Below are 25,603 nucleotides of genomic sequence, written 5' to 3'. Positions count from 1 at the left end.
TTGCTTGCGTTCCATCGGTGCGCTCAGGCGGCCTTGGAGCCGAACCTTGCTTCCAGCGCATCACGGATCTTGTAGTACTCGGCGATCGCCATCACGGCGGGCCGGTGCAGTCGGTGGAACGCCATCGGCTTCATGGCGGTGATCGGAAACGGAACGTCGCGCGGGTCGGCCCCTCCAGCCAGCAGGGCCAGCATGCGCCCCATGACGGTGCCCATGGCGACACCCCGACCGTTGAAACCCAATCCGGCATACAGGCCGTCGGCCAATACGTGAAGGTGCGGCAGGTGATCCTGCGTCATGGCGACCTTGCCGGCCCAGACGAATTCCAGGGGATCTTCCGCCACCTGGGGATACAGCCGGGAAATCGCCGATTTCAGGCTTCCCGCGTCGTCGTAGCCGGGCGTTTCCTTGAAAGGCCCCCTGCCCCCCATCACCAGCCGGCCCTGATGGTCCAGCCTGTAGTACCAGAGCAGCCGGCGCGTATCGGATGCGACCTGCCCTTCCGGCAGGATGGAACGCCGGACATTGTCGCCCAGCGGACGCGTCGCGATCTGGAAGCTGTAGATCGGCACGACCGTCTTCGCCAGTCCGGGCCAGAGATGATCGGTATAGCCGTTGGTCGCCAGGATGACCTTCTGCGCAGTGATCGTCGCGTCCCCGGTCTCGACGATCCAGCCGGCGGGTGCCCTCGACAGCGCCTTGACGGGAGAGTCCCCATGGATGCCGGCACCGGCCTTGGCCGCCGCCGCTGCAAGTCCGCGTGCGTAGCTGAGCGGTTGGATGCCGCCGCCGCGCTTGTCGATCCAGCCGCCGACATAGAACCCGGTGCCCATGAGCTGGTCGAGCCGATCCTTCTCCAGCACTTCCATGTCGACGCCGCGCTTCGCCCATTGCGCCGCACGGCCCAGCACGGTGCCGAGCGCCTTGGAGTCGTGAGCCGGCTGGATCCAGCCCTTGCGGACGGGATGGCAGTCGATTGCATGTTTTTCGATCAGGGAGAACACCAGATCCGGTCCGCCGCCGGCCGTCTTGACGACTTCCGGGCCGAAGTGGCTTTCCAACTCGTCCGGGTCGTATTTGAGACCCGGAATGACCTGCCCGCCGTTCCGTCCCGAAGCGCCCCAGCCTGGTTCATGGGCTTCCAGAACCAGGGCCTTAGTACCGGCCTCCGCCAAATGCAGCGCGGCGGACAATCCGGTGAAGCCCCCGCCCACGATCACGACGTCGGCGAGATGGACGCCCTGGAGACGAGGGTACTCTTTCTTCGTCGTCGCGGTCGCTGCCCATAAAGAAGGCGGCAATGCTCCATTCTTCACCATACCAGACATAAAGGCTCTGCTCCTGCCGTTATCGTGAAATTCTAGGCTATTTTTTTCACGGTATGAGCGATATACTTTGCTTGTCAACGATCAAGGCCCTTTCCGCAATGGGTACTCCCCCGGCTCAGACTACCCAGGATTCCCTGTCCCAGGACCCCGATGCCATCGTAGGACGCCGTATTCGCGCACGCCGGCGCATCCGAAAACTGTCGCTCGAAAGCCTCGCGCGTGAGGCGGAAGTGTCGATCGGTTTGCTCAGCCAGATCGAGCGGGGTCTGTCGTCGCCATCGATCAGCGTCCTGAGACGCATCTGCACAGCGCTTCAGATTCCGATGAATTGGCTGTTCTCGGACGCCGACAGCGAAGCGCCGGAGGAAGCCGGCCTGATCGTGCGCGCCGGGCGGCGTCGTACGCTGGATTTTTCCGGCCGAGGCATGGTCAAGGAGCTTCTGACCCCCGATGACGGCGGCAACCTGCAGCTCATGATCGTCCGTCTGGAAGGTCACGGCGGCTCCGGGATGGAGCCCTACAGCCATGTGGGAGAGGAAGCGGGGACCGTCCTGAAGGGAACCGTGGAACTTGCGGTGGACGATCTCGTCTTCGTCCTGAATGCCGGCGATACGTTCCGCTTCGATAGCCCGCGACCGCACCGCTTCCGCAATCTGGGAGAGGACGAGGCGGAAATCCTATGGGCCGTTACGCCGCCATTCTACTGATCGGCGCTGGTGCCAAAGCGCGCGGCGGCGGGTTGACGTTGCATAACAAGAATCCTTCCGTCCCTTCGAGGAAACGCATTGGCACAGGCAACCGACTCCGCATCGCAAGCTCCGGCCGCCTCATCGTCCGAACAACTGCCCCGCCAGGGGTTCTTCCTGCTGGCCTCGCTCGCCTTCTTCTGGGGCACGAACTGGCCAGCGATGAAGCTGGCCGTCATCGACATGGACCCCTGGACATTCCGGGCAATCTGCTTCATCGCCGGAGCGGGCGGACTGATGCTGGTAGCCCGCGCCCGTAGTCTCAGCCTCCGGATTCCGCCCGCCGATCTTAAGCCGCTGATCCTGACGGCACTGATCAACGTTACATGCTGGCAGATCTTCTCGGCGTTCGGGCTGACGCTCATGGCTGCCGGGCGGGCGTCGATCATCGCCTTCACCATGCCGCTATGGGCATCCATCCTGAGCGTCGTCTTCCTGCGGGAGCGCATGACCGCACTGCGCATCGTCGGCCTTGCCCTGGGACTGGCGGCGCTCGCGATCCTGCTGATTCCGGAGTTCGGGCGGCTGGGCGGAACGCCTTGGGGAGCCGCCATGATGCTGGCCGCCGCAATCTGCTGGGCAATCGGCACCGTCATGCTGAAGGCGATCCCCTGGCGGATGGACACCATCCAGCTCGCTGCTTGGCAGCTTGCGATCGGCGGTGTGCCGGTGATCCTGGCAGCCCTTCTGATAGGCGATCCGGCATCCGTGATGGACCTGACCACGCCTGGGGCGCTCGGCGTGATCTATGCGGCGCTGATCCCGATGATCTATTGCCACTGGGCCTGGTTCCGCATCGTCTCGCTGTTTCCCGCCAATGTCGCCGCGATCGGAACGCTGGCGATCCCGGTGGTCGGGGTATTCTCCAGCGCCCTGATCCTTGGCGAGCCGCTGGCCGGCGCCGACCTCCTGGCCCTGTCGCTGGTAGTCGCCGGCCTGTTCATCGTTCTGGTGCTGCCAAGTCTGCTGCCGCAGCGCCCCAAAGCCCGCACGGCCGATCCGGTTTCGTCCCGCCGATGAGGATTGGCCGGTGCGGGCTTCGGCTTTACTTGCGGATGTCCAGCGGAGACCAGGTGGCGCCATAGGTCCGCCGGCGGGTTTTTCTGCCCGTCTCCGCCGTGCCGGACTCCCCGGCCGCGTCCGCTTCGTCCGACGCTTCCTCGGCGACGCTCTCGCGGACCGGTGCCGTATCGGGAGCCTTGGCGTTCTTGCGAGGCCGGCCTCTCGGCCGGCTGACTGGCGTTGCGACCGGATCGGGAGTCCTGAACGTCCCGCCGGTTTCGCGATCCTGCCCTGAAATGTACCCGAGCAAAGTTCTTACCGCGTCCTGGATAACGCCGGGAGCGGCCTTGTAGTGACTCAAGACTTCAAGTTCGTCGCGGGTGAAGCGCTCGTCCTGTCGTTCCTTTACCTCCGGTTCGGCAGGAGCGGAGATCCCGTCGAGACCGTCGTAGAAGAAGCTGACCGGAACATCCAGCGCCTTTGCGATTTCGCAAAGCTGGCCGGCTCCCACGGAACTCGCTCCCGTTTCGTATTTCCGCATCTGCTGGAACGACATCCCCAAGGCCTTGCCGAGTTCCGGCTGAGACAAGTTCAACAGGGTGCGGCGAATACGAATCCTTTCACCAATGTGCTGATTGGCTTCCTGAGACGCGCCTCTGTTTCTGGCCTGACGTCCGCGTTTGACCTCGACCTGATTATCTTCGGTTTCAATCACATCAGCATCCCATTACAAGAAAATTGCATTTGACCAAGTTTTCAAACAAAAAGAACATCCGTTCCATAGTTCTGACCTCAATTACGACAATTCTGGCTTCTTTGTCAACTCCGGTGGTAAATCGTTGATTAAAGTGGCTTGCGCCATACCGTAGAGCAAATCTGATATGCCTGTCATTGGGCTTCTTTCGAAACCGCCGACGAAATTTAATTCTCGGAACTTGCTGCGTCCGAGTTGCAAGCCGTTCAGTCAGACGAGCAGGAGGGATGCTCCGTCTGTTCTCATCAATGAACGCTTCGTTGCAAAGAACCGGGTATCGACGGTTTCGCAAATTGAAAATCTTTCGCTTCCCAAATTGCAATATGGCTACCGTTCATTTTCAGTTTTGATGAAGAAATTTTTAACGTTTGGGAATTGGGGAGCATACCGGGCTCATGGAGTAAAGGTGGATGAGGATGAAAAGGTGTAGTGTTATGGTTAAGATCCACGCTGAAAAACAGCCTCTCAAGTCTGATATACAAATCAGCAGACCAAACGCTGATCCTATTCTAAAAAAAAGGATTTGTGGTTACATCAATGATTGCATAATGATTCATTATATTTTTTTGCTGGAGATCATCTCTCTACGTCTCCACGAAATCTGGCTTCACCCCGTTTTGGCACTCCCTTTGCTTTATCAGGCTTTCATCAAGCCTGCATAATCATGGCAAAGGAAAAAACGTGAGTCAGCATCGTGACCCTGGCGCCAGACAGATACTTCAACGCCTGGACCCGCGTGCCCTTCACACTATTCTGGCAGCCCATCAGCGGTATGTGACCGCGCAGCCCGGTGGCCGCCGGGCACTGCTGCCCTATCACGACCTGTCGGACTTGGATCTTTCCGGCCGCAATCTCGCAGAGGCGGATCTGACCGGCTCGGTCCTGCACCGCACGCTGCTTCCGGGTGCGATCCTGCGCAAGGCCACTCTGTTCGGCGCGGATCTGCGACTCGCCAACCTCGATAACGCTGATCTGTCGAAGGCCGACTTGCGCGGGGCCTGCTTCAGGGGAGCTTTGCTGAAAGGGGCTCGCCTGATCGAAGCGGATATCCGGGAAGCCACGCTGACCCGATATGACGGCACCCGCTCCCAAGGTCCCGAACTGCAAACCATCCATCCCGATTTCTCGTCGGCCAATGCAAAGGGCATCAACCTGACCAACGCGACGATCAGCCGAGCCTATGTCGTCCAGTCGGATTTTACCGATGCGGTCCTGTGCGGCGTCAATCTGCACGGTGCGGATCTGCGCAACACCAACTTCACCGGCGCCAACATGGAAGGCGCCACGCTTTCCGGCAACCAGTTGACGGGAGCCTGCTTCACCGGCGCATTGCTGACCGGCAGCAGGCTCGGCGGAGCTTGTCTGGACGGTGCTGATTTCCGGGGCGCGCTTCTCGATCCAGATCTACGGGAAGCCATAGAGCGCGGGAGGGCGCTGAGCACCTGCAATGCCGGCGCCGGCCTCCTGTCCGAGATCCTGCGGGACCATAAGCTTTGGCTGGACAGCAGCGGCGGCAGGGGTATTCGGGGCGATCTTTCCGACCGGGATCTGTCCGGGGCGGATCTGAGGGGACTGGACCTGACGGCTATAGTCGCCGCCCGATGCTGCCTGATGGGAGCCCAGCTTCATCGAACGGTTCTCGCCATGGCCGACTTCAGCTTCGCCGATCTGCGCGATGCGAGGCTGGCCCATGCCGACCTACGCGGCACCAACCTCACGCGCGCTTGCCTGTCCGGCGCGGACCTGCGCGGGGCCAATCTGGCTGCTCTCGTCAGTACCCACCGTCCCGGCCGCCGATGGGCGACCAGCCTGGAATCGGCCCGGCTGATCGGGACCGATCTCCGCGGTGCCAACCTGAGGAACGTCAAGCTGACGGGTGCGGATCTGTCCCACGCCAACATCGAAGGCGCCGACCTTGCTGACGCCGTTCTGGATCAGTGCGTTCTGCCCCGGATATCCACGGCGCGGCCGTTCCTGGGAACGGTTTCATCGATCGGAACGGAGGTATGATATGAGTTTCCTATCCTCCTGGTCTCGGTCTTCCCTGCGCAGCGGCATAGCTCTCAGCATGCTCGCTTCCGCGGCCGGTGCGGCTCTTGGGGCCAACCTGGAAGGAATGGTACCTTATTCAGCCTCCACTGCTGTCGCCGTGCTTGGCGCGGTCTGGGTCATGCTCCTGTCGGTCCGGCATCGCGCCATGGCAAGGCGGACTGCCGCACGGACGAGAAGCAGCCTTGAGGCGTGGGCGGTGGCCGGGGCGGCTCAACAGGAACTACGGCGAGCCCAGGATCGCTATGAAAGGATTGTGGAAGACCTAAAGTCCTCACGAGACGAAGCGATCGCGGCGAACCACACCCGCGCGATGTTCGTTGCCGGCATGAGTCACGAGTTGAGGACACCGCTCAATGCCATCATAGGCTTTTCCGAAGTCCTGGAAATGGAGTTGTTCGGTCCTCTCGGAGACCAGCGGAACCTGGAATACATTCACGACATCCGGGAAAGCGGGCAGCATCTGCTGACGATGATCAACGACATCCTCGACATGTCCAAAATAGACGCTGGCAAGATCGAACTGAACGAGGGCACCGTGGATATCGTCCGCGTTGTCGCTGGCTGCTGCCGGACAATGCGCCAGCGCGCCGAGGACGCGGGCGTGGACCTGATTATGGACATCGCTGACGGGCGACTGCTTTGCATCAGGGCCGATGAGGTGCGGTTGAAGCAAATTCTGTTCAACCTGTTGTCCAACGCCGTCAAGTTCACGCCGTCGGGGGGCAGGATCGTGGTCGGCGCCGAAGCGACCGAAGCCGGTGAGGTCGCCATCACTGTCCGGGACACCGGCATCGGTATTCGCGCGGAAGACGTGGCACTGGCGTTCGAGCCGTTCAGGCAAGTCGATGGTTCGCTGACCCGGTGCGCCGGAGGCACCGGCCTCGGGCTTCCGTTGTCAAAGGCCCTCGCGGAAATGCACGGAGGCAGCCTCGAACTGGTCAGTGCGGAAGGCGAAGGTACATCCGTGACTGTGACCCTGCCCAACCTGATCGCGGAATGGACCTCTTCGATGGTGAGCGGGTCGGCGGTAGCGCAGGAAGGTCCCGAGCGAGTGCTTGAATGGCTGGATCAGGCGTCCGACGGCACGGACAGCCAAATCCCGCCGGAACCTCGGGGAACACTCGTCGGGATGTTGCACTGACGGTATCGCCCAATCCGCTCGGCGAGCCTGCGGTGTTTCAGTTGCCGTAAGGGGTCGTAAGGGCAGTCTCTCCGGTATCGACGACAAATACCGCAAGCAATCGGGCCGGAGCGGTGTCGCTCGCGTTCTCACTGACACCATGGCGATCGCCAGGCATCTCTGAAAAGCTCTCACCCGCCCGGTATACCATCACTGGCCCGTCGTTCACCTGGCTTCGGACGGATCCTTCCAGGATCGTCGCATAGATGAAGGCGGAACTCGGATGGCTGTGTGCGGGCGACGACCCCCCAGGCTGATACTCGACAAGCACGCCCTTGATGCTTTTACCTGGAACATTGGGAAGTACATGTTCATAGACCAGGGTCACTTTTGACTTTTGGTCCGCGCTCCAAGCCGGCATGACGCCGAGCAGGGCCATAGCAAGCGCTGTCGCGCTGAGAATTCTTCGGATCATGTAGGGGCTCCTTGCTTTAGATTTCAAAACGCTGGTAGGCATCGGTATCCGAGGAAAGAGATGCGGTCACGACCTCACGCCCGTTGCCGCGGGGCCTCTTCCCCGTCCTAGGCTCGATCTATCCGGTGCCGCCGATAGCAACGATCTTCATGTCCCTTCCTTTGGGTTTCTTAAGGCGAGCGCGTCGGACTCTCCGAAACGCCGGCTTTGCGGTCTACATCATGACGAAACGGTGTGATCCGATGTGACATGGGAGGGAGCCTTCACGCGCAGTGCGGAAATCGACGTCACCATTCCAAAGGCCAACTCGGTCCCGGCAACCAAGGATTAGGCAAAAAGACCTAGAAAAGACAGCCTTGTTAAGCATAACACGGTGTATTTTGTTTTGATTTTGGCGTTTTTTGAATCCTAATTCTAAACAACTCAGTGTCTTTAGTAAATAACACGATAAGTATTGGGTAGTGTCAACGACAGCCTTATCGAATCGGACATCATGGCCGCGTTTTGAGCACCATCGCGAAATCCACCGCCGTAAGGATCATATCGACCGTCCAGCCATCGCTGGACAGCGGCAGATGAATCCCGGAAACGGTCGCAACGCCGGCTTTGGGGCCGCTATACGGGGGAGCCGAGAACACCGGCTGTCGCGTCCTGACCACCTTCATCCTGTCGATCCAGACAGTGCTCGCAGGTCCCGTATGGTCCATTTCGGAAAACCTCTTGCCAGTATAGTCCTGACGGGCCTGCGCAACGACCTGAGTACCGATAAGACGATACCGGAAATCGGGTGGATCGTAGAATACGTCCGTCAATATCAGCCACGGCAGCAGTTGAGGAATCTCACAAGGATCGATATCGCGACGCGCCGGCATCATGCGGTTGATGATTTTACTCTTCCAGTAGTCGAGCGCCGATTGAACGATAGGTGAGCGTATAATTGTTTCGGTGGTCATCATACTCACTGCTATGACCCTTTTGAGATAGATTCTTGCAAAACGAGCTGTATTATGATCACTTCATGCCTGGTTTTTAAACTTCAATCATTCGTTCGTAATTAAATTTCAGAAGGTATGAAAGTTTATAATTGGTCATACCAAGTCATTAGACAGACTTGTACATAATAGATTGGCCGCACGTTTTATATTGCGGACCGACATGGTTTCAGCAGCAATTTTTTATGGTTAATATTAAATTAATCATTTGAAGCCAATGTGAACCATCCCTGATGGAGGTCACGCAATGATGTCCAGCGCCTTAAGTCCCCTTACTGGCGGAAACACCTCCAATGAGAACCGCATTCTGATCTGTGAAGACAATTCGCTGATTGCGATGGGATGGGCGTCGTTGTTGTCGATGACCGGGTACACCGTGCTCGGTCCTGCCGACACCGGGGAAAAGGCGCTGGAACTGGCTTATCAGGATCTGCCTGATCTGGCTGTGCTGGATATTGGCCTGCGCGGCGCGATCGACGGCATCTCTGTCGCGTCCGAACTGGCGCCCCTCGGCGTGACCATCATCTTCGTCACGGCCGACTACCAGCGGGCGGGGTCGGAAGGCCGGGAATTCGCCACGGAAATACTCATCAAGCCGGTGTCGGCCGATACCCTGCTGAACCTCATATCTTCCAGCCTGGAGACCAAGCGGAGGATCAGGGAGGAGCAGGACGGCATGCGTCCCGCCGTTTAAGCGACAGCGACAGCCGCCGGACGCGGTTTTCCATGCCGACGGGACTTGCCGTCGGCCGGACATTCGTCACCAGGACGCGGTGGCCCTTCACCATCCTTGCGATGTTCTTCAGCTTCAGATCGCCCATCGGCTTGACCTCGGCGTCAGGCATCGTGACGATCCGATGCAGCACGTCGTCGGAAACGCAGACTTCGCCCGCCTTGGCGAGACTCTGAAGCCGAGCGGCTATATTGGGCGCATTGCCGTATAGTTCGCCATCGGCAATCAGCACATCGCCGACGCTGACGCCCATGTGAAGATGGATCCGCCGGTCGGCCGGCACTTCCTGTTCGGCAAGGGCAAGCCCGCGGTGCAGGGCGATCGCGCAGTGCAAAGCGTCCTCGCACCTTCCGAACGCCATCAGCGTTCCGTCGCCCGCATGATTGACGATCCATCCGTGATACGCCCGGACGGTCGGCAGGATGACATGCTGGCGCAGGTGACGGATGCGGATCGCTGTCGCCATCTTGTCGATCTCGATCAGCCTGCTGTAGCCGGCGATGTCGGTGATGAGAATGGCGAGCCAGCGATGTTCGAAGGGGAAAGGTACCGGCACCGTACCGGGGACCGCCTTGGGCTCCGCCCCAATCAGGGTGCGAAGGTCGGTTCCTGCGAAAGTCTCGATCTCACCGCTGGTCAGCATAGCCTTCTCCCGCCCTTTCCCGTGCATCCGGAGGACATCCTCATCGGCTGCCCCAGATTGGAATATGCGGCGGGAGCGTGACGGCAGCGTGAAATCGCACAATGCTTTGGCGGACAAAAACGACAAACGGGCGTGAAAAGGACCGAAAAAACAGCGCCGCGGCGACGGTGCCGCCTGGGATAGGATGCTGCCGGGATTTTACCGTGCCTGGAAAGGGCGCTTTGTGAGAAAAGTCACTTGAAGGCCGGATCTTCAGAATCGCTTGTGACCTTTTGGGCGCGTCGTCCTTTGATGAAGCAAACAATCCGTCCGGCGTTCATCGAGCAGTGAAAGCCCTAAAGAACAGGACAGCGTTCCTTTTGAACTGAGCTGGTACTTGCCATGGTAGGCCATTGATAGATTTAGAGGCACCGGGACAAAGCTGATGTCTTCGCTCTATCGAATCGGCATTGAAAGTATTGATATCTCTTTTACACTATACGGCACTCAGCCCAAATAGGCACTGGGATTTACCCGTCTCACCGTTTATGCAGTGCCCCAGCGCGATAGCGGAGCAGGAAACAAAGGAAACGCTTAGCAGTCACATACCCAGGGGAAGGTACCGCATCGATGCCTTTCGATCGTAAGCCGGCGGCTCGTCTCTACATTCTTGGCAACACGCGGCTCGTAAGCCATGACGGCCGCGACGCAACGCCGAAAAGCGTCAAATCGCGCGCTTTGCTGGCATACCTTGCCTTGTCGCCGGGCGGTGTTTCCAACCGAAGCAAGATTTCGGAGTTACTGTGGAGCGAGGCTGCCGATGCGAAGGCCAGCCTCCGCCAGTGTCTCAAGGAAGTGCGCACCACACTCCTCTCATCCGGCCTGGCGGTCCTTTTCGCGGACGTCCAGCGCGTAGGCCTTGACCTCGGCTCGATCTGGGTCGATGCCCTCGAGGTGGATCGCCTCGTGCGTTCGCACGATCCCGCCGATCTCGAAGCCGTGGTTTCCCTATATTGCGGCGACCTGCTGGAGAACGTCGACGTCCGCGACCCGGCATTCGAAGACTGGCGGCTGGTCGAACGGATCAGGCTGCGCAGACGGGTCTGCGAAGCATTGGAAGCGGCGCTCGCGCGCGGTCCGGAAGGCTGCGATGCGGACTGGGTGGAGCGGATCGCACTCTCCCTCCTGACCCTGGACCCGACCAGCGAGGAGGCCCATCGAACGATCATCCGGCGTCACGCGGTTCGTGGCGACGTCGCCGCCGCGATCCGCCAGTACCAGGCATGCCGCGACGCCCTAGCCCGTGAGCTGGACATCAAGCCTTCGGGGGAAACCGAAGCCCTGCTGCGACACCTCCGGTCGGAGGAGGCGCACCGCAGCACCCATCCTGCAACACCGCCTTCCCTGCTCGCGCCATCGCAGCCGGCGCCTCCACCGCCGGCCATGTCGTCCATCAGGCTGAGGGAGGTGCTGTATCCCACGATCACCGTGGTGGAAAAGCTTCCCGCGATCGGCGGCCCGGCCGATGCCGCCGCCGTCACGGTCCTGGCATCCGCCCTGCGCGAGGCGCTGTCCCGCAAGCGCTGGCTGGCCGTGCGCAATGGTCCACCGACGCCGGTCATCCTGCCGGCCGACGGCAGTCCGGCTGCACCGGAAGGGTCTTATCGCGTCAGTCTCACCTGCCTGCCGTTTCTGGACAACATCAGGTTCTGCGCCGAATTGCAGGAAGAGGCTACCGGCCGCATCCTGTGGTCGAACCATCACGATTGCGCGCTTGGTGGAGCCGGGTTCGACCTGATCGACGACCTTTCCAGGACCCTGGCCTACCGGCTGGACCGGGAGATCGAACTTTGCGAGATCCGCAGGGCATCGCGTCTTCCCAGCCAGTCGCTCAGCCCTTACGACTGCGTGATGCGCGCCATTCCGCTGATCTTCAAGCTCACGCCGGAAGCCTACGCCGAGGCCGACCGCCTTCTGACGTCCGCTCAGGATGCCGGCCCCCATGAGTCGATGGTCTATTCGTGGCGGGCTTTCTGGTACACCCTCAGCATCGGCCAGAACTGGAACAGCGACCGGAACGCTACCAAAGCCGAGATCCGCTTCCTGATCCAGCGCGCCATGGAACTGGACTCCCGAGACGCTTTCGCCCTGGCGATCGCGGGCCATATCGCGTCGTTCCTGGATCACGACTATGGACGCGCGCTGGACCTGTTCCGGCACTCGCTCCATCTGGATCCGAATTCGCCGTATGCGCGCGACTTCAGCGCCGTCACCCTCTGCTATGCCGGCAACGCGCCGGAAGCATTGAACCAGATCGCCGCGACCAACGAGATCTGGCAGCAGCACCCGGCTCCGTTCTACGCAAGGACGACGGACTGCATCGCCTTCTTCCTGGCCGGCGAGCACGACCGGGCGGCGGAGATCGGCCGGCGGGCGGTGCGGACGAACCCCAATTTCCAGGGCGCCTACCGTCCCCTGATCGCAAGCCTTGGGCACATGGGCAAAGTCGAGGAAGCCGGCAGGTACCTGGAAGATCTGCGGAAGCTCCAGCCGGAATTCAGCATCGACTGGTTCCGCGCCAATTACCTGCCGCTGCACCGCGATTACAACGATCACTACATCGAGGGATTCCGCAAGGCCGGGGTCGGCTGACGCCGCCTTTACGTCTTTCGAGCGTCGAAAGTGTGAGTTTAACCACAGAGCCGGGGCAATCCGGCGTCTAGCGTCTGAGTGGGACTGATCCGGTCAATATCTGAGAAAGTCACAGCCATGGCGTTCAGCAAGAGCAAAAGCAAGAGTAAAAGCAAAACATATACGAAGCCCGGCACCACTTTCTCCATCAACGGCTGGGACCCGGAGATGGCGGCCCTGATCGAGCTCCCCAACTTCTTCGAAATACCGGGGTGGCGCGATCACGATATCCCGCTGCCGCCGGACCCAGACGAAACGGAGATGGAGATCAGGGACCTGCTCGCCAAACAGCAGCAGATCCGAAGCGATCCGTCGATGTGGCTGGTGCGGAAAGCCGAGATCGAGGCGGAGGCCAACGACGATGCCTTCTACATGCGCCGCCTCGTGTCGCTGACCCCGTCCGGATCCTCCGGCGCTACCGACGTCCTGATCGATGCCATGTTCCACCTCGGCTTCATCGTCGTGGCCACCTACAAGAAGAAGTTCATGCGGCTGAGGCCGTCGCAGATCGAGCCCAAGCTGAGGCCGCTGTTGCCGGTGCCCCATCATCCTGCCTATCCGAGTGGCCATGCCTTGCAATACCTGTTGATCGCAAAGGCACTTTCCACGGTCATCCACAACGACGAACTCGGCATCGAACTGTTCAGGATCGCCCGGCGTGTCGCCGAGAACCGTGAATGGGCAGGGCTTCATTACGCAAGCGACACCGTGGGGAGCGAGCATCTTGCCCTCGCCCTTTTCCCGGCCGTGACCGAGGCCTACCGCGACACCTTCCAGAACGCGGCGCGCGAATGGATATGACCGCATTCCCGGTCCTTTGCGGATCGCCCTCCCCGGCAAGACGTCGGCCCCGATCCGCTCAACGGAGAAATCGACAATGAGTCTCCATTATTCAGAACGATATGACTTCGGGCTGCCGAATACCGACGATTGCTGGCACCTGGACCCGTGCAAGGACGTGGTCATCAGTCGGAAATCCGACCGCCGGGATGGAGACGCCGTGCCGGTCGCCAATGTCCGGCGAGTCGGCATCGATGCCCGGACCGTCTGGAGCCAGGGGAACCGGGGGACAGGAATCAAGGTGGTGATCTTCGACATGGGTCTGGACCTCGGGCATCCGAGCCTGAGCCCCAACATCGCCAAAGTGATGGATCTGGCCGCCGATTTCGATCACCGCCTCGGCGGACGAACGCCCGCCAGGAACGCCCAGATCCTCAACCGCTACAATGCGCATGGCACCGCCTGCGCCGGGATCGTCGCGGCGGTGGACCCGTCGACCTCAAGCGATCCGCGTTTGAAGAACGTCCGGGTGGTCGGCGTCGCTCCCGAAGCCTGCCCGGTACCGGTCCGCATCTCGTCCAACTTCGATATCGCGTCGCTGATCGCCGCCCTGGATTACTCCCGGGAGCATGGCGACGTGATCCTGATGCCCAGGTATCTGCCCTTGGACGACGAGACGCCTGTGCTGAAGGGCAAGCCAAACTCCCGGGACCTCAGGAACGCCGTCGAGCGGCTGGCCAGGGAAAAGCCCGTCGTCTGCGCCAGCGGCAACAATGGCCGGGCAGAGCTGGTCTATCCCGCTTCGCTGGACGACGTCATCGCCGTCGGAGCCTGCAACGATCGCGGCTACCGGTCCACCTACAGCCAGTATGGTAAAGGCCTGACCCTAGTGGCGCCCAGCAACGACGTGCCGGAGAAGCATAGCGGTCTGGTCAGGCTCGACCTGGACGAAGTAAACCTGCTCAAGCGGGAAAGAGAGGAGCTGCAGGCCCGGCTTGCGCGACGTCCGCCGCCGGCCGAAGTGCCTTACGGCATCGAAGACCTCTATCTCGGAAAGATACCCGCAGGCGACCGAATGGGGAGCGAGGAGATCGGACTGCTGTCGATAGCGGCGCCCGACAACCTCGGGGAGTTCGGATACAACTATGAGCCTGTCGGCGATTACTGCGATGCCAAGGGCTTCTTCGGCTTCGGCGGCACATCAGCGGCTGCGGCGCAGGTCGCGGGGGTGATCGCTCTGATGCTCTCGGCCAATGACCGCGTGAAAGGAAAGCCGCGGGCGATCAAGGAAATGCTCATGCTGACGGCGGACAAAAGCCCCCACAACCTGCACGCCCGAAGTCCCGAGCATTTCGAACGGGAATTCGGTGCCGGCTTGGTCAATGCCGCCCGGGCCGTAGCACTGGCGAAAGACTATCGGGGTTCCTGACCACGGTGCGAAGCCACGCTGCCGACTGCCCCGGCATCCGCCGAGCCGGCCGGCAGCGTGGCCCGATCCTACTCTGCCGCCATTACGGCATTCGTCCGTGCTTTCGCATTGGACATCATTCGCCCTTCCAGTGCGGCAATTTCGTCCTTCACCGCAAGGCGCGACAGCTTGAGCCGCTTGAGGCGAGTTCCATCGGGATAAAGCCTGCCGGACTCGCTGTCGGCGGCGTAGTCGTAGCGCCGGTGAAGGTCGCGCAGGATACGAAGGCGGGCGCCGATCTGGTCGGCGCTAAGCGATCTGGTCGTCATGGTCGACTCCCTGAGTTTGGTCATGTCGATAGTCGTCAACTGGGGATACGAACCGGGGATGCGTCCTGTCCGGCGGGACGATCACGCCGGCGACAGCAGACTTCTCATCGCGGCGTTCTGGGCGACCATGATCTGGCGCCGTACTTCCCGTCCGCAAGCGATCAAGCCGGCACGCCGGAAATCAGCCGCCACCTTGCGCGCAACGTCGCCGAAGCCCGGTTCCTGCCGGTCAGCGATCAGCAGGTCGCGCGCATACCGTCGGGTGGAGAAGGCATCCAGGCGGAGGCGCCGCGCCGCCCACAGCGCGACCATCACGTTGCGGTAGTCGGCGACAGGGTCGCCAGCCTCGTGGGCGAGCATGCCCGGCACAGGCGGGGTCTGCGTGACCTGCCTGCCGACGGGGCCGTTAACGCGGAACCGCCGGGAAGGTCGGATGCCGAAACCGTCCGTCCGGTCGGGACGATGGAACGCGGCGGACAGGCAGGCGGGATGTATGATGTAACGCATGGAACAAGGGTCCTCCTGGATAGAGCGCAAAAGCTTCACCACAAGGAGTCCGACATCGCGGAAGCGTCGACTGAGCAACCGCCAGAGGGGCCCGGACCCGGGATACCTGATCAGATGGGAAAGGCCTCCACCCAAACAAGAGGCAGGCATGCAAAAAACCAATACCAGCCATGATTATTTCTGGGGGGCACCGCAATCGGGCCACGTCTCCGGATCTCGGGTGTTGTCCGAGGGCGGGCATGAGACGCTCGCAGAACAAGGAAAGAGCGGATATGGAACCGATGAAGCCCATGAAGCCCATGGAACCGATGAAACCGATGAGCGGCGGAGAAAAGTGGTGGCCCGACGATCTCGGCCAGCCCTCCACCAGCGGAGCGCAGAACGGGATGCGGTACGCCTTCTTCCCCGACAAGCAGCGACTGCTGATCGAGCAGGACGGCAAGCTGACGACCTACGACAGCGGCGATCACCGGATCGGTGGCGTTTCCCAACAGGGCGGTGGCGCCTCGTCGCTGACTTTCACAAGCCAGAACGGCTCGGTCGACCTGGATCAGCTCAAGAAGATCTAAGCAGGGCAGGTCTGAACGGACGGAGGGCGCGGCGGGCACCGCGTTCTTGCCGCTCCTCTGGCTGGCGTCTATTATCCCGGCGACCAAGCAGAGGACCGTCATGCCCCAACTCCGTTCAAGGACTTCAACCCACGGCCGCAACATGGCCGGCGCCCGCGGCCTGTGGCGTGCAACCGGCATGAAGGACGGCGACTTCGGCAAGCCCATCGTCGCGATCGCCAATTCCTTCACCCAGTTCGTACCCGGCCATGTCCACCTGAAGGACCTTGGCCAGCTCGTGGCGCGTGAGATCGAAGCCTCGGGGGCGGTGGCGAAGGAGTTCAACACCATCGCGGTCGACGACGGCATCGCGATGGGGCATGCCGGCATGCTCTACAGCCTGCCCTCGCGCGAGATCATCGCCGACAGCGTCGAGTACATGGTCAACGCGCACTGCGCCGATGCCCTCGTCTGCATCTCCAACTGCGACAAGATCACGCCCGGCATGCTGATGGCGGCACTTCGCCTCAACATCCCGACGGTGTTCGTCTCCGGTGGTCCGATGGAGGCCGGCAAGGTCAAGCTGCACAACAAGACCCGCGCCGTCGATCTGGTGGACGCCATGGTCGCGGCGGCCGACACCACGCTGAACGACGACGAAGTGCTGGAGATGGAGCGGTCGGCCTGCCCGACCTGCGGCTCCTGCTCCGGCATGTTCACCGCCAATTCCATGAACTGCCTGACCGAGGCGCTGGGACTGGCGCTGCCGGGCAACGGCTCCGTGCTGGCGACCCATGCCGACCGCAAGGGTCTGTTCCTCCAGGCGGCGCGGACCGTGGTCGATATCGCGCGCCGCTACTACGAGCAGGACGACGCCAGCGTCCTGCCGCGCTCGGTCGCCAGCTTCCAGGCGTTCGAGAATGCCATGATGCTCGACATCGCGATGGGCGGTTCGACCAACACGGTCCTCCATCTGCTGGCCGCCGCGCACGAGGCGGAGCTGAATTTCACGATGAAGGACATCGACCGGCTGTCCCGCCGCATTCCGCAGCTTTGCAAGGTCGCCCCATCGGTCCCCGACGTTCACATGGAAGACGTCCACCGCGCCGGCGGCATCATGTCGATCCTGGGCGAGTTGGACCGCGCCGGCCACCTGCATCGCGACCTGCCGGTGGTTCACGCACCGACCCTGGGCGCGGCACTGGACCGCTGGGACGTCAAACGGACGGACGACCACGACGTCCTGCGCTTCTACTCGGCGGCGCCCGGCGGCATTCCGACGCAGGTCGCCTTCAGCCAGGAAAGGCGCTACGAGACGATCGACGTGGACCGCTCCGGCGGCGTGATCCGCGATGCGGAGCACGCCTTCAGCAAGGACGGCGGTCTGGCCGTCCTGTACGGCAACCTCGCGGAGGACGGCTGCATCGTCAAGACGGCCGGCGTCGATGCCTCGATCCTGAAATTCTCCGGCCCGGCGCGGATCTTCGAAAGCCAGGATGCATCGGTGGAAGCGATCCTGGGCGGCAGGGTCGCGGCCGGCGATGTGGTGCTGATCCGCTACGAAGGCCCACGCGGCGGCCCCGGCATGCAGGAAATGCTGTATCCGACCAGCTACCTGAAGTCCAAGGGCCTGGGCAAGGCCTGTGCCCTGGTCACCGACGGACGCTTTTCGGGCGGCACGTCGGGCCTGTCGATCGGCCATGTCTCGCCGGAAGCGGCCGAGGGCGGGATCATCGGGCTGGTGGAGGAAGGCGACCTGATCGAGATCGATATTCCCAATCGGTCGATCCGCGTCGTCCTGACCGACCAGGAACTGGCCGCGCGCCGCGCCGCCATGGAGGACCGGGGAGATGCCGCCTGGAAACCTATCGACCGTCAGCGCACCGTCTCGACCGCACTCCAAGCCTATGCGGCACTGACGACCAGCGCTGCGCGCGGCGCGGTGCGGGACGTTTCGGCGGCGCTCCGCGCACCGCGCTCGCGGGGCTGAACCTGACCGGGCAAGGGCAGGACCGGGGCCGATGTCCCGGTCCAGGCCTTGTTGGTCAAGGGCATTCCTCGAGCTTCATGTCGGACAGGCCGAATGCCTGTCCGACCAATTCCATAAGGTCTTTGGCCTTGTAGGGCTTGCGGATGGTAGGCACGGTCTGCAAATGCGGCGGCAGACTGTCCTTGAGGGTGTAGCCGGTCGTGAAGATGACGGGGATGCCGCGCCCGATCAGGCAGTCAGCCACGGGGAATATCATTTCACCGTGAAGATTGACGTCCAAAATCGCGATGTCCGCCGCTGCCGTCTCGGCAAGCGCCAAAGCTTCGCCCACCGTGGAAGCGGGGCCGACGACCTGAATACCGTGCTGTTCGAGAATCATCTCCAGCGCGATCAGGACCAGAAGGGTGTCCTCAGCGACGAGCGCGCGTCGGTCATTCAAGGCCGCTGCCCTCGCCCTTGCCGGTAGACGGATCGCCGGCAGGTATGACGCAATCCGCCGGTATCATGAAGACGCAGTCGACGCCTTCGCGCCCGAAGGTCAGCGAACATGTCCCTTTGACTTCATGCCGCAGGCTGCGTTCGATGACGGCGGAGCCGAAGCCGCGTCTCGTCGGCGGCGCTACCGCCGGCCCTCCCCGTTCCATCCAGTTGAGCACGAGGGCGCCGTCCTTAAGGCCCCACCGGATGTCGATGGCGCCTGCGGGAGTGGAAAGGGCGCCGTACTTGGCCGCGTTGGTGGTCAGCTCGTGCATGACCAGCGTGAAAGGCAGCGCCGCCTTGGGCGACAGCATGACATCGTCGCCGGAGATGCGGAGGTTGCAGTTCCGCTCCGAGCGGAAAGGCGCCATTTCCTCCTCCACCAATGCGCGGACCGAGGCGCCTTTCCAGCGGGTCTCGGACATCAGGTCATGGGCATGCGACATTGCGCGGATGCGTCTTTCGAGGCCCGTTGCGAAATCATCGATCGATCCGGCCCCTACCCTGGTCTGCTGCACCAGCGCCTGGATGCTGGCCAAGGCATTCTTGACCCGGTGGTCCAGTTCGGCCATCAGCAGGTCCTGGTGCGCCAGCGTCGCTTCCCGCTCCTTCCGGGCCAGATCGACCTGACGCAGGACGCTCTCCAGCAGCCATACGCGGAAGCTCTGGGCGGCTTCCATCTCGATCGCGGTCCAGACCGTCGACTGGCACCGGACTTCCTCCCGCCACGCCTCGAACGACTTGCGCGGCTTCAGACTTCCGCCAGACGGCCCTTCCTCGACCAGCTTGTGCGGGTCGCCGGCCCATGTTACCGAGCGCACCGCCTCCGGCCGGAACCAGATCACGTAGTCGGCGGGTTGACGCGACAGCGAGATGGCAAGCACCCCGCTGGCGGTCGCGGCGAACGGGATCGCCGGGGGATAATCCGCACCGAGGTGGCGGGTGTCGAAAAGAGGCTGATCCTGTTCGGTCAGCCATGCCGCCAGACCCGACATGAAGTCGGCCGGAGGAGTCTCGCCCAGCGTCGCGGTCTCGCCATCCATCAGCACCGCCACACCGCCTGCGGGGATCAAGTCCAGCAAGGTGACTTCGCCCGTCACCAGCGCCCTGGGAATATCCGATGCCGCCGCCAGACGGACGGCGAGAGCCTCGATGACCCGGCCGGCGCCGTGCCGCTGCCGGGCCGCGTCAGCCTCGATCCTAGCTTCCAGGTGCAGCGAAAAAATCTGACCGAACAACTCGCATGAAGCGCGAAGGTCGGCCGAAACGTGGCGCGGTGAATGGTTATGGCAAGCGATCAGGCCCCACAGCTTGTCACGCATCACGATGGAGACGCTCATGGAGGCGCTGACCCCCATGTTGCGAAGGTATTCCAGATGAATGGGAGAGACGGCCCGCAGGGCACAGCAGCTCATGTCGAGAGGCTGGCCATCCGGCTGGCCGCCGGGGCCATCGGCAGCATCGGGGTTCAGCGGCTCGAGCGGTACCGGCGGGCGGTCGACATCCGGGATGAGACGCAGCCAGTTGCGCCGGTATAGTTCCCGCGCCTGCCGGGGGATGTCCGATGCGGGATAGTGCAGGTCCAGGAAGCCATCAAGGCGATCAGCTTTGCTTTCAGCCACCACCCTGCCGCTCCCGTCATGCAGGAACTGATAGACCATCACCCGGTCGAACCCAAGGGCCGAGCGCATCTGGATGGCGGCGGCGGTGCAGCAAGCCTCGAACCCATCCGACGATTGCAGTGCCGCCAGCATCGCCCTCACCTGCGACAATGGATTGCCGACCGGCACGGCGCCACGCTGCGCCGGCTCCAACTCGATGATGCTGAACGATCCCTGGGTGTGCAGGGTGACGTCCAGCGGCAGCGCGCCGCTGCGTGGCATCATGCCGAGGAGGACGGCGGGAAGCCCCGGCACCGGAGCGAGCGGACGTCCGGCGATCCTGTCGAGCACCTGATCGTCGAACAGGTCGGCCAGCGTCAGACTCCGCAGCCGGGCTGGCTCCACATCGAGCAGTAGGCATGTATCGCCGGCAAACTGCCGGATGACGAGATCTTCGCCCCCGACGACCAGCAGAGCGCCATGCGCCTGGATCGATCCTGGAATATGGATAGGCTCCCGGTCGCAGGAAGTGAGATCGACCTTGCCGAACCGGGCTTCTCCAGCAGTCATGCCAGCACTCCACACTGCCCTGGAACCTTGCCTTCCCCGATGCGGAACCGACTCCGGCAAAGGCTGGAGGCCCAAGCGTCTCTTGCCCGGCATTATCCTCAAGCCGTTACCGGGCATACGGTGCCGTTCGGTCAATTCACCCGCTTTTCAAGCCGGAACCCGCGATGCTCGCTCACATATCCAAGTGTCTGACCCCCGAACCGGGAAAGATCCAGCATCGCTTACCTGATCGAAATCACAGTGCTCAAGGCGAAAACAGCATATAACTTCCGGTAGGTTTGTATAGCACGTTAGTTAATCATATGTTAGCGATGTAGGTAAATCCATCAACGGGACCGTAGCGGCTCAAGCCGTCAGTCGATGAGGTCGATCACCCCGATGATGGTGTCGGCTTCCGCTCCGCAGCGGATCAGCGGAATATCGACGGACTCGAAAAGCCGGTGTTCACGCCCGGCGTAGAACAGAGGTCCCGTGCAGCGCCAGCATTGCCCGGTTCGCAGGACGCGGCTGTAATAATCGTGAAGGTGCTCGCTGATTGCGCCGGGGCTGTTGGCGGTGATGACCTCGCCGGTCGCATTATGCCCGATTATCTGGATCGCCCGCTCGCCGTAGAGGCGGAGATGGAAAGCACCATCGATCGCGCGCACCAGATAAATGTTTGCCGCCAGTGTGGGATGGCTGGTGATGTCGAAAGCAGACCAGCGGGGGATACCCTCGCAGCTTACCGTCACCCACCATTGCCAGAGCTTTTCGGTAAGGCTGCTCCTGAAGACCGGTTGCTGGAAGGCCGTCGCCTCGATCGCTTCTTCGACTATACCAGAATTGCGCGGCACGGATTCCTGTGGATCGTTCAGATACATATTGATCCGTCGCGGATTGTTCGACATGCAACTACAATGTCATATAGCAGCTTAAATTTGTGTTAGGCAATCGGTCTGATCCCGTCGATGGATCGCCTTTTCGCAAATTCCATCAATTCATCCGACAGCGGGCTTGGCGGGTTTGACAGTCGGGAGTCGATAGCCATTACTGCGCTGCAATCGGGTCTCTTTGGATGATGCCTGCCTGGGATGATATGACTCCGCCACCTCCTGTATAAATTGTTGTTGTACTCATGTTCTAGTTGTCTTGATCTGGGATCAGCTCAATGGCCATCTTTAACGGTACTGCTGCTCGTGACATTTACAATGGTACATCGTCGGCCGACAGTGCCCGTGGCAATGGCGGAGACGACACCCTCAGCGGCCTGGGCGGAGGGGACGCTCTCTACGGCGACAGCGGCAATGACGGGCTTTACGGAGGGACCGGCATCGACCGCATCTTCGGCGGCACCGGCGTCGATGCGCTGTTCGGCCAGGACGGCGCCGACCAGCTATATGGCGAGGCCGGGAACGACTGGCTTCAGGGTGGTGCCGGCAACGACTATCTGCATGGCGGCTCCGGCAATGACAGCCTGCGCGGCGACGACGGCGACGACACGCTGAACGGCGCTGTGGGAGACAACGACCTGCGCGGTGGCGCCGGCAATGATACCTTGATCCATTCCGGCATCGGCCCGACCTATTCGCCGACGGTGAATGCCTTCTACGATGGCGGGAGCGGACACGACACGCTGCTGATCGATTATTGGGGCGACTACATTCAGACCTCTACCGACTTTTCGCCCTGGGTTGAAATCAACATCAATCCCGATGCCAGCAGTACGATGAACTATAGCTCGGACCCGCTCGAAGGCCCTTACGAGATCGTGGCCGCCTTCGCTGGCATAGAAGAGTTCCGCCTGACCGGCGAAACCGGCCGCTTATCGGTTACCGCCCGGACGGATGCGGTCATTTTCGGCAACGACGAAAGAGACAAACTGGAAGGGCGGCAGAGAGATCAGGATTTTACCGGCGGCGGCGGCGCTGACGAATATCAATTCTATTGGCGCAAGGGCTTCGAACCCAATCACGACACCGTCCACGGTTTCAGCGTCGCGGAAGGGGATACGATCGCTTTCGGCAATCAGTCGGAAAATGACCTCGACGAACCACTTCCGCTCGATATCACGGCTGAAGAGGTGAATGGACACACGATCTATACGTCGGTGGAGATCGCTACCGGACAGGTGGTCCATACGCTCGATGTCGATGCGGTCGGGCTTCCGGAACCGCAGCCCTGGTACTATCTCGGCTGATTCGCGGCTGCGACGTACCCGGAGGACGATCCATCCGAGGGCCGGGCGAAGGTAGATCCCATCAGGAGCATTTCGGCTTCAGCCCCTTGTTCGTGTCGATTCGTCCACGACAAGGGGCCTATTCTATAAGCGACACTGTCATCAAGCTTCGATCAGGAGATCGCATGTGGGGCAGACCTCATCCCATGTGCCGGCGCTTCAGCGCCCCTTCGGTACCGTGCAGGCCGGAAGGCCCGACGGAACCGTGGTGCTACTGCTTGCGGTTCCCCTCGGCGTCCTTGATCGCCGCTTCGTGATACCAGCTGCCACCGAAGGCGGCGTCGGAAAAACGGTTGGACAGATCGAAGGCGCTATCGTCCGGCTCGCGGCGGATGCCGGGGACAGTACGAGCCATGATGGGGAACTTATAAATTTTAGCCGTTTGTCTCTGAAAGTTACCAGTCATCTTTGTTCTCTCCTTTTAAAGCAGACCGTCTGTGGAACTGACCATCAGCGGTCCGGTGTAACGCTATCATATTAGCTTTGGCTCCCTGATGTGCAATATGACTTAAATAAAATCATGGTATGCATAAATTTTAATCATTCTTGTTTTTGCTTTTTTAAAAAGCATGCTGCGTCAGCGAACTTTTACTGTTCGAACGGTGTTGTCCCTTCGGTTGCATCGAATTTGTACAAATTGGCGCTTTTTCGCCCGATGCTGCGTCGCATGAGGAGGATCGAGCGTCACGGGAGCGCCAGCTCAAGTGGCGGCCGGGCCAGCCATGCCAGCCAGAACTCCACGTCAGCACCGATTGGCATGCAACATGCTTGGGAACACCCAGCCGTTGGTGACCGTGTGCGCCTGTGGCGCCATGGCAAGCATCAGGACTTCCTCGAACTATGTGTCGTAAGCTTGTGAGGGACCCGCAATGACAAAGTATAAACTCGAATATATATGGCTCGACGGGTACACTCCGGTGCCTAATCTTCGTGGAAAGACGCAGATCAAGGAATACGAGGAGTTCCCCACTCTCGAACAACTTCCCTTGTGGGGCTTCGACGGCAGCTCCACCATGCAGGCGGAAGGCAGAAGCTCGGACTGCGTCCTGAAACCGGTCCGCATCGTCCCCGATACCGAGCGCAAGAACGGCGCCATCGTCCTGTGCGAAGTCATGATGCCGGACGGTGAGACCCCTCACCCCTCGAACAAGCGGGCGACCATCCTCGACGACGAGGGCGCCTGGTTCGGTTTCGAGCAGGAATACTTCTTCTACAAGAACGGCCGCCCCCTCGGTTTCCCCGACTCCGGCTACCCTGCTCCCCAGGGTCCGTATTACACCGGCGTCGGCTACAGCAAGGTCGGCGACGTCGCGCGCAAGATCGTCGAGGAGCATCTGGACATCTGCTTGGCGGCCGGCCTCAACCACGAAGGCATCAACGCCGAAGTGGCCAAGGGTCAGTGGGAATTCCAGATCTTCGGCAAGGGCTCCAAGAAAGCCGCCGACGAGATGTGGATCGCCCGGTACCTGCTGGAGCGCCTGACCGAAAAGTACGGCATCGATATCGAATATCACTGCAAGCCGCTCGGCGACACCGACTGGAACGGGTCCGGCATGCATGCCAACTTCTCCACGACGTTCCTGCGCGAAACCGGCGGCAAGGAGTATTTCGAAAAGCTGATGTCCGCTTTCGAAGCCGCGCGTGAAGACCACATCGCCGTCTACGGTCCGGACAACCACATGCGGCTGACCGGCAAGCACGAGACGCAGTCGATCCATCAGTTCAGCTATGGCGTCGCCGACCGCGGTGCGTCGATCCGCGTCCCGCACAGCTTCGTCAGGAACGACTACCGGGGTTACCTGGAAGACCGCCGCCCCAACTCCCAGGGCGACCCGTACCAGATCGCTTCCCAGATCCTCAAGACGATCGCGACTGTCCCGACTGCTGCTGCATCCGGGGTTTCCGCCGCGGCCTGATCTTTCATCACGTCAACATTTTCAAGCTTTTCGGCGGCGCGGGCCTCAGGGTCCGCGCCGCAATTTTTTGTCGCCGCCACGTTCCAAACTGCACAAAAGGGCGGTTGGCATCTTGGACGCCCACCCCTTTGTAGAACTTTTCAAATCCTAGAAAGATGCACCTTGACTTGTCTCATTGTACATACTGAAATTGAATAAGTATGAATTTTACAATGAAACACCGTCATTTTACCGTAAGGTGAAATGACCAGGGGACGGCAATGGACGACATCGATCTCGGTATTCTCGACCTTCTTCAGCAGGATGCGGGACTCTCGATCGCTCAAGTGTCGGAACGGGTCGGACTGTCGCCCACGCCTTGCTGGAAGCGCATTCAACGCCTGGAAGCCGCAGGGGTCATCGAGAAACGTGTAGCGCTGCTCAACCCGGAGAAGCTGGGGCTCGGCATCACCGTCTTCGTGACGGTCGAGACGGGCGACCATTCCCGGGAGTGGCTCGAGCGGTTCGCCGACTTGGTTGCAGGCATGCCCGAGGTGCTCGAGCTATACCGGCTTGCCGGCGATGTCGACTACATGCTGCGTGTCGTCGTGCCCGACATGCAGGCTTACGACGGATTCTACAAGCGCCTGATCGCCGGTCTGTCGCTCAAGAAGGTCACTTCCCGCTTCGCGATGGAGAGGATCAAGTCCAGCACGATCCTGCCGATCGCGGCGCCGGCAAGGGCGCCGCGATCGGTCAGCGCGTGAC

Annotated in this window: 24 protein-coding genes; 13 read left to right on the top strand and 11 right to left on the bottom strand. The window is 61.3% G+C overall.

Annotated features, from left to right (window positions below):
* Positions 1 to 23: 23 nt before the first annotated feature.
* A complete protein-coding gene (locus tag N826_RS17195; protein WP_211099315.1) occupies positions 24 to 1,328 on the bottom strand; it encodes an NAD(P)/FAD-dependent oxidoreductase in 1,305 nt (434 codons plus the stop codon).
* A gap of 71 nt (positions 1,329 to 1,399) precedes the next feature.
* On the opposite strand from N826_RS17195, the gene N826_RS17190 reads away from it, so the two are divergent.
* Together N826_RS17190 and N826_RS17185 are read left to right on the top strand one after the other, a co-directional pair.
* Complete coding sequence (locus N826_RS17190) at positions 1,400 to 2,035, top strand: helix-turn-helix domain-containing protein (RefSeq protein ID WP_169789365.1); 636 nt, start codon at positions 1,400 to 1,402, stop codon at positions 2,033 to 2,035.
* 78 nt (positions 2,036 to 2,113) lie between these two features.
* Positions 2,114 to 3,094, top strand: coding sequence for a DMT family transporter (locus tag N826_RS17185; RefSeq protein ID WP_052831489.1), 981 nt, complete (start codon positions 2,114 to 2,116; stop codon positions 3,092 to 3,094).
* Between the two features lie 25 nt (positions 3,095 to 3,119).
* On the opposite strand, the gene N826_RS40170 is transcribed toward N826_RS17185, so the two are convergent.
* Entirely contained in the window at positions 3,120 to 3,791 is a 672-nt protein-coding gene (locus tag N826_RS40170) for a helix-turn-helix domain-containing protein (protein ID WP_280178446.1), read from the bottom strand.
* Positions 3,792 to 4,511: 720 nt separating this feature from the next.
* Here N826_RS40170 and N826_RS17170 point away from each other — a divergent pair.
* Complete coding sequence (locus N826_RS17170; RefSeq protein WP_084720840.1) at positions 4,512 to 5,840, top strand: pentapeptide repeat-containing protein; 1,329 nt, start codon at positions 4,512 to 4,514, stop codon at positions 5,838 to 5,840.
* A 1-nt stretch (position 5,841) separates the two neighbouring features.
* Positions 5,842 to 7,023 (top strand): sensor histidine kinase, encoded by a 1,182-nt coding sequence (locus tag N826_RS40165; protein WP_052831485.1) that lies wholly within the window; start codon positions 5,842 to 5,844, stop codon positions 7,021 to 7,023.
* Positions 7,024 to 7,060: 37 nt separating this feature from the next.
* Here N826_RS40165 and N826_RS17160 read toward each other — a convergent pair whose 3' ends face one another.
* Together N826_RS17160 and N826_RS17155 are read right to left on the bottom strand one after the other, a co-directional pair.
* Complete coding sequence (locus N826_RS17160; RefSeq protein WP_186818072.1) at positions 7,061 to 7,477, bottom strand: cupin domain-containing protein; 417 nt, start codon at positions 7,475 to 7,477, stop codon at positions 7,061 to 7,063.
* A 491-nt stretch (positions 7,478 to 7,968) separates the two neighbouring features.
* Positions 7,969 to 8,433: a PAS domain-containing protein gene (locus N826_RS17155; RefSeq protein ID WP_044430801.1), complete on the bottom strand. Its 465-nt coding sequence runs from the start codon at positions 8,431 to 8,433 to the stop codon at positions 7,969 to 7,971.
* A gap of 283 nt (positions 8,434 to 8,716) precedes the next feature.
* Between N826_RS17155 and N826_RS40160 the strand changes: the two genes are divergently transcribed.
* Positions 8,717 to 9,163, top strand: a complete 447-nt coding sequence (locus N826_RS40160) for a response regulator (protein WP_052831482.1) — start codon at positions 8,717 to 8,719, stop codon at positions 9,161 to 9,163.
* Here N826_RS40160 and N826_RS17145 read toward each other — a convergent pair.
* Positions 9,126 to 9,845 (bottom strand): adenylate/guanylate cyclase domain-containing protein, encoded by a 720-nt coding sequence (locus N826_RS17145; protein WP_044430800.1) that lies wholly within the window; start codon positions 9,843 to 9,845, stop codon positions 9,126 to 9,128. The genes N826_RS40160 and N826_RS17145 overlap by 38 nt on opposite strands.
* Before the next feature lie 609 nt (positions 9,846 to 10,454).
* On the opposite strand from N826_RS17145, the gene N826_RS17140 reads away from it, so the two are divergent.
* The 3 genes from N826_RS17140 to N826_RS17130 all read left to right on the top strand — a co-directional run bounded on the left by N826_RS17140 (position 10,455) and on the right by N826_RS17130 (position 14,724).
* The gene (locus N826_RS17140; RefSeq protein ID WP_044430798.1) at positions 10,455 to 12,476 is read left to right on the top strand and encodes an AfsR/SARP family transcriptional regulator; all 2,022 of its coding nucleotides are present in this window, start codon (positions 10,455 to 10,457) and stop codon (positions 12,474 to 12,476) included.
* Positions 12,477 to 12,593: 117 nt separating this feature from the next.
* Entirely contained in the window at positions 12,594 to 13,316 is a 723-nt protein-coding gene (locus N826_RS17135) for a phosphatase PAP2 family protein (RefSeq protein WP_052831480.1), read from the top strand.
* A 76-nt stretch (positions 13,317 to 13,392) separates the two neighbouring features.
* Entirely contained in the window at positions 13,393 to 14,724 is a 1,332-nt protein-coding gene (locus N826_RS17130; RefSeq protein ID WP_044430797.1) for a S8 family peptidase, read from the top strand.
* A 68-nt stretch (positions 14,725 to 14,792) separates the two neighbouring features.
* Here N826_RS17130 and N826_RS17125 read toward each other — a convergent pair whose 3' ends face one another.
* Together N826_RS17125 and N826_RS17120 are read right to left on the bottom strand one after the other, a co-directional pair.
* The gene (locus N826_RS17125; protein WP_044430796.1) at positions 14,793 to 15,032 is read right to left on the bottom strand and encodes an HP1242/YdcH family protein; all 240 of its coding nucleotides are present in this window, start codon (positions 15,030 to 15,032) and stop codon (positions 14,793 to 14,795) included.
* Positions 15,033 to 15,113: 81 nt separating this feature from the next.
* A complete protein-coding gene (locus N826_RS17120; protein WP_052831478.1) occupies positions 15,114 to 15,539 on the bottom strand; it encodes an ATPase inhibitor subunit zeta in 426 nt (141 codons plus the stop codon).
* A gap of 281 nt (positions 15,540 to 15,820) precedes the next feature.
* Here N826_RS17120 and N826_RS17115 point away from each other — a divergent pair, with 281 nt between their 5' ends.
* Both N826_RS17115 and ilvD read left to right on the top strand, forming a co-directional pair.
* On the top strand, positions 15,821 to 16,108 hold the full coding sequence (locus N826_RS17115) for a hypothetical protein (RefSeq protein WP_247870467.1): 288 nt from the start codon (positions 15,821 to 15,823) through the stop codon (positions 16,106 to 16,108).
* A 100-nt stretch (positions 16,109 to 16,208) separates the two neighbouring features.
* The gene (ilvD, locus tag N826_RS17110) at positions 16,209 to 18,077 is read left to right on the top strand and encodes a dihydroxy-acid dehydratase (protein WP_044430793.1); all 1,869 of its coding nucleotides are present in this window, start codon (positions 16,209 to 16,211) and stop codon (positions 18,075 to 18,077) included.
* A 55-nt stretch (positions 18,078 to 18,132) separates the two neighbouring features.
* Here ilvD and N826_RS17105 read toward each other — a convergent pair whose 3' ends face one another.
* From N826_RS17105 to N826_RS17095, 3 genes are all read right to left on the bottom strand, one after another.
* Positions 18,133 to 18,516 (bottom strand): response regulator, encoded by a 384-nt coding sequence (locus N826_RS17105; protein WP_044430914.1) that lies wholly within the window; start codon positions 18,514 to 18,516, stop codon positions 18,133 to 18,135.
* Positions 18,509 to 20,725, bottom strand: a complete 2,217-nt coding sequence (locus N826_RS17100) for an HWE histidine kinase domain-containing protein (protein ID WP_052831476.1) — start codon at positions 20,723 to 20,725, stop codon at positions 18,509 to 18,511. The genes N826_RS17105 and N826_RS17100 overlap by 8 nt, the downstream gene beginning before the upstream one ends.
* Positions 20,726 to 21,078: 353 nt before the next feature.
* Positions 21,079 to 21,558 (bottom strand): PAS domain-containing protein, encoded by a 480-nt coding sequence (locus N826_RS17095; protein WP_147040321.1) that lies wholly within the window; start codon positions 21,556 to 21,558, stop codon positions 21,079 to 21,081.
* Between the two features lie 314 nt (positions 21,559 to 21,872).
* Between N826_RS17095 and N826_RS40155 the strand changes: the two genes are divergently transcribed.
* A complete protein-coding gene (locus tag N826_RS40155) occupies positions 21,873 to 22,901 on the top strand; it encodes a calcium-binding protein (protein ID WP_052831474.1) in 1,029 nt (342 codons plus the stop codon).
* Positions 22,902 to 23,151: 250 nt separating this feature from the next.
* Here N826_RS40155 and N826_RS17085 read toward each other — a convergent pair whose 3' ends face one another.
* A complete protein-coding gene (locus N826_RS17085; RefSeq protein ID WP_044430790.1) occupies positions 23,152 to 23,346 on the bottom strand; it encodes a DUF2735 domain-containing protein in 195 nt (64 codons plus the stop codon).
* 463 nt (positions 23,347 to 23,809) lie between these two features.
* Here N826_RS17085 and N826_RS17080 point away from each other — a divergent pair, with 463 nt between their 5' ends.
* Positions 23,810 to 24,856: a glutamine synthetase beta-grasp domain-containing protein gene (locus N826_RS17080; protein WP_044430788.1), complete on the top strand. Its 1,047-nt coding sequence runs from the start codon at positions 23,810 to 23,812 to the stop codon at positions 24,854 to 24,856.
* Between the two features lie 260 nt (positions 24,857 to 25,116).
* Entirely contained in the window at positions 25,117 to 25,602 is a 486-nt protein-coding gene (locus tag N826_RS17075; protein WP_044430787.1) for an Lrp/AsnC family transcriptional regulator, read from the top strand.
* The last annotated feature ends 1 nt before the right edge of the window (position 25,603 follow it).

Origin of the sequence: Skermanella aerolata KACC 11604 (assembly GCF_000936425.1) — a bacterium.
In the GTDB taxonomy this organism is placed as follows: Bacteria; Pseudomonadota; Alphaproteobacteria; order Azospirillales; family Azospirillaceae; genus Skermanella; species Skermanella aerolata.
This window is presented reverse-complemented; position numbering and strand designations above follow the sequence as displayed.

Excerpts from the sequence above, each read along its gene's own strand:
- N826_RS17195 (WP_211099315.1), bottom strand. The coding sequence starts at position 1,328 with ATGTCTGGTATGGTGAAGAATGGAGCATTGCCGCCTTCTTTATGGGCA.
- N826_RS40165 (WP_052831485.1), top strand. The coding sequence starts at position 5,842 with ATGAGTTTCCTATCCTCCTGGTCTCGGTCTTCCCTGCGCAGCGGCATA.
- N826_RS17160 (WP_186818072.1), bottom strand. The coding sequence starts at position 7,477 with ATGATCCGAAGAATTCTCAGCGCGACAGCGCTTGCTATGGCCCTGCTC.
- N826_RS17155 (WP_044430801.1), bottom strand. The coding sequence starts at position 8,433 with ATGATGACCACCGAAACAATTATACGCTCACCTATCGTTCAATCGGCG.
- N826_RS40160 (WP_052831482.1), top strand. The coding sequence starts at position 8,717 with ATGATGTCCAGCGCCTTAAGTCCCCTTACTGGCGGAAACACCTCCAAT.
- N826_RS17145 (WP_044430800.1), bottom strand. The coding sequence starts at position 9,845 with ATGCTGACCAGCGGTGAGATCGAGACTTTCGCAGGAACCGACCTTCGC.
- N826_RS17140 (WP_044430798.1), top strand. The coding sequence starts at position 10,455 with ATGCCTTTCGATCGTAAGCCGGCGGCTCGTCTCTACATTCTTGGCAAC.
- N826_RS17135 (WP_052831480.1), top strand. The coding sequence starts at position 12,594 with ATGGCGTTCAGCAAGAGCAAAAGCAAGAGTAAAAGCAAAACATATACG.
- N826_RS17130 (WP_044430797.1), top strand. The coding sequence starts at position 13,393 with ATGAGTCTCCATTATTCAGAACGATATGACTTCGGGCTGCCGAATACC.
- N826_RS17125 (WP_044430796.1), bottom strand. The coding sequence starts at position 15,032 with ATGACGACCAGATCGCTTAGCGCCGACCAGATCGGCGCCCGCCTTCGT.
- N826_RS17120 (WP_052831478.1), bottom strand. The coding sequence starts at position 15,539 with ATGCGTTACATCATACATCCCGCCTGCCTGTCCGCCGCGTTCCATCGT.
- N826_RS17115 (WP_247870467.1), top strand. The coding sequence starts at position 15,821 with ATGAAGCCCATGAAGCCCATGGAACCGATGAAACCGATGAGCGGCGGA.
- ilvD (WP_044430793.1), top strand. The coding sequence starts at position 16,209 with ATGCCCCAACTCCGTTCAAGGACTTCAACCCACGGCCGCAACATGGCC.
- N826_RS17100 (WP_052831476.1), bottom strand. The coding sequence starts at position 20,725 with ATGACTGCTGGAGAAGCCCGGTTCGGCAAGGTCGATCTCACTTCCTGC.
- N826_RS40155 (WP_052831474.1), top strand. The coding sequence starts at position 21,873 with ATGGCCATCTTTAACGGTACTGCTGCTCGTGACATTTACAATGGTACA.
- N826_RS17085 (WP_044430790.1), bottom strand. The coding sequence starts at position 23,346 with ATGACTGGTAACTTTCAGAGACAAACGGCTAAAATTTATAAGTTCCCC.
- N826_RS17080 (WP_044430788.1), top strand. The coding sequence starts at position 23,810 with ATGACAAAGTATAAACTCGAATATATATGGCTCGACGGGTACACTCCG.
- N826_RS17075 (WP_044430787.1), top strand. The coding sequence starts at position 25,117 with ATGGACGACATCGATCTCGGTATTCTCGACCTTCTTCAGCAGGATGCG.